Annotated in this window: 3 protein-coding genes; 1 reads left to right on the plus strand and 2 read right to left on the minus strand. The window is 69.7% G+C overall.

The window, feature by feature from the left end; genetic code table 11:
• On the plus strand, positions 1–232 hold a 232-nt coding region (locus VGT00_18085; GenBank protein HEV8533338.1), incomplete at its 5' end, for a urocanate hydratase.
• 41 nt (positions 233–273) lie between these two features.
• Here the strand turns inward: VGT00_18085 and VGT00_18090 are convergent.
• Together VGT00_18090 and VGT00_18095 are read right to left on the minus strand one after the other, a co-directional pair.
• Positions 274–681: an endonuclease domain-containing protein gene (locus VGT00_18090; GenBank protein HEV8533339.1), complete on the minus strand. Its 408-nt coding sequence runs from the start codon at positions 679–681 to the stop codon at positions 274–276.
• Between the two features lie 169 nt (positions 682–850).
• The coding region (locus VGT00_18095) for an ATP-binding protein (protein ID HEV8533340.1) at positions 851–2,609 on the minus strand (1,759 nt) is incomplete at its 5' end.

Genomic DNA, 2,609 nt, shown 5'->3' on the forward strand with positions numbered 1-2,609 from the left:
GGGCGCGACGTGGGTCTCGGTCCACCACGGCGGCGGCGTGGGCATGGGCTACTCGATCCACGCCGGCATGGTGGTGGTGGCGGACGGGACCGAAGCGGCCGATGCGCGCCTGCAGCGGGTGCTCACGAGCGACCCGGGCACCGGGGTCATGCGCCACGCCGACGCTGGTTACGACCGCGCGGTCGAGGTGGCCCGGGAGCGCGGCGTGCGCGTGCCGATGCTCGATCGGTAGCGCAAGGCTCGCCTACCGGCCATCCCTCCCTTCGGTGGTGTTCAGGAGAGGAGATGGCTTCCCCTCTCCGCCTTTGGGGGAGAGGGTAGGGTGAGGGCGGTCTCGAGAGCCGCGGCAATGATCTCCAGCACCGTGTCCGTCTCTTTCAATGCCTGATCGTCCCAGAATCTAAGGACACGTATGCCATTCTGGGACAATTGCCGCTCTCGCTCCTGATCGTAGCCGGCCTGCTCAGACATCGCATGGCCGCCGCCGTCGAGCTCGATCGCGATGCCGGCCTCAGCGCAGTAAAAGTCCAGGATGAATCCGCAGAGCGGATGCTGACGGCGGAACTTCCGTCCCGCGAGCCGACGACCGCGGAGGCGAGACCAGAGCCGCATCTCGGCGTCGGTAGCCACATGCCGCATGCCGCGCGCATGTTGGGAAAGCTCCGGACGGTGCTGTCGCATCGCAACCCTCACCCCTCCCCCTCTCCCTTTTCAGGGAGAGGGGAGGCAAGGTATAGCGCCTGTCAACGGCAGGTTAGGACCGATGGGCGGGACCCTCACCCCTTCCCCTCTCCCTGAGGGAGAGGGGATTGCCTAGCCATCCCTCTCCCCTCCGGGGGAAAGGGTGAAGCTACCCCCGAGAGGCCTCCGAGGCGGTGCGGCCCGTGTCGCGCCGGGAGCCGGGCGCGAGCGCCGGCAGCTTCACCGTGAACGTGGAGCCCTTGCCCACCTCGCTCTTCGCCTCGATCGTTCCCCCGTGGCTCTGCACGATGCCCAGGCTCACGGAGAGCCCGAGGCCGGTGCCGCTCACGTCGGGCTTGGTCGTGAAGAACGGATCGAAGATCCGGTCCAGGTGCTCCGGCGCGATGCCGGTGCCAGTGTCGCTGAAGGCCACCAGCACCTGGCCGTCGGCCGCGGTCGTGCGCACGGTGAGGACGCCCACGTCCGACATGGCGAACAGCGCGTTGTTGACGATGTTGATGAACACCTGCTTCAGCCGGGACTGATCCACCTCGGCCAGCGGCAGCTCGGGCGCGTAGTGCTCGGCGAACGTGATGTTGTCGACGGCGCGCTGCCGCCGCACCATGGCCAGCGTCTGGCGCACCACCGCGTTGAGGTCGGTGGGCTCGGCCGAGAACTCGTGCTGGCGCGAGAAGTCGAGCAGGTCGCGCACGATGTCCCGGGCGCGGCCCGCCTCGTCCTGGATCAGGTCCAGCTCCTCCCGCATCGGCTGCCCGGGGCCCACCTGCTCGGCCAGGTAGGACGCGAAGCCGAGGACCGCGGTCAGGGGGTTGTTGATTTCGTGGGCCACGTTCGCGGCCAGCTCGCCGATGGCCGCGAGCTTGGCGGACTGGATGAGCTGGGCCTGCGTCTGCTGCAGCTCGTGCAGGTGCCGCTTGACACCCTCGTAGAGGCGCGCGGTCTCGATGCCGAGGGCGGCCTGCCGCGAGATGCCCTCCACCAGGCGGACCTCCTCCGGCGAGAACTGCCGCGGGCGGGTGAACCACAGCAGGAAGAGGCCGCCGATCGGCTCTCCCTTCACGGTCATGGGCACGAAGAGCATCGAGCGGTGCGGGAACCGCATGATGGTCTGCCGGTTCAGCCGCGGGTCGTTCTCGACGTCGGTCGAGTAGCGCGCCTCGCCGGTGCGCCACGCCTCCTGCAGCAAATGGTGGCCCTCCAGGGGGATCGCGCCGCCCATGAAGGCGTTCATCATCTCCTTGGGAACGTGGTAGCCGGCGATGGGCCGCAGGTGCGTCTGATCCGGGTCGGCCAGGTAGGCGCCCACGGTGTCGGCGCCCAGCGCGCGCCCCGCCTCCCGGGCCACGCGCCGCAGCGTCTCGGTCGGATCGAGCGTGGAGCCGACGGCCTGGCTCACGGCGAGCAGCGTCTCGGTGGAGCGCAGGCGCGCCTGCGCCTCCTCGTACAGCCGCGCGTTCTCCACCGCGATGGCGATCTGGTTCGATACGAGCTTGAGGAGCTGCTCTTCGTCCGCCCGCGCCCCCATCGGTATGACGTGGCGCGCGGCCAGCATCCCGAGCTCGTGGTCGCGTACCCTCAGGGGCAGGCGCCACTCCACCTCGCTCCAGTCGTCGGTGGCGAGGCCCGACTCGGCGAGCACACTGCGGAAGCGATCACCGTGGTCGCTCTTCGCCGTCACCCGGGCCCCGGAGCCCGCCAGGTCCACCGTGAGCCCGGCGCTGCCCAGGGCCCGGGCCACGCCGGGCAGCATCTTCTCGAGCAGCGCAGTGACGCCCAGCTCGGAGGTCACCGACTGCACGGCCCGGTGCAGGTCCTCGAGCTGCCCGGCCCGGCGCATGAAGTGCCCGTTCAGCCGCTTCAGCTCTTCGACCTGGTTCAGCAGGCGGTACACGAGGCGCTGGTTCAGC

Source organism: Candidatus Methylomirabilota bacterium (genome assembly GCA_036002485.1).
In the GTDB taxonomy this organism is placed as follows: domain Bacteria; phylum Methylomirabilota; class Methylomirabilia; order Rokubacteriales; family CSP1-6; genus AR37.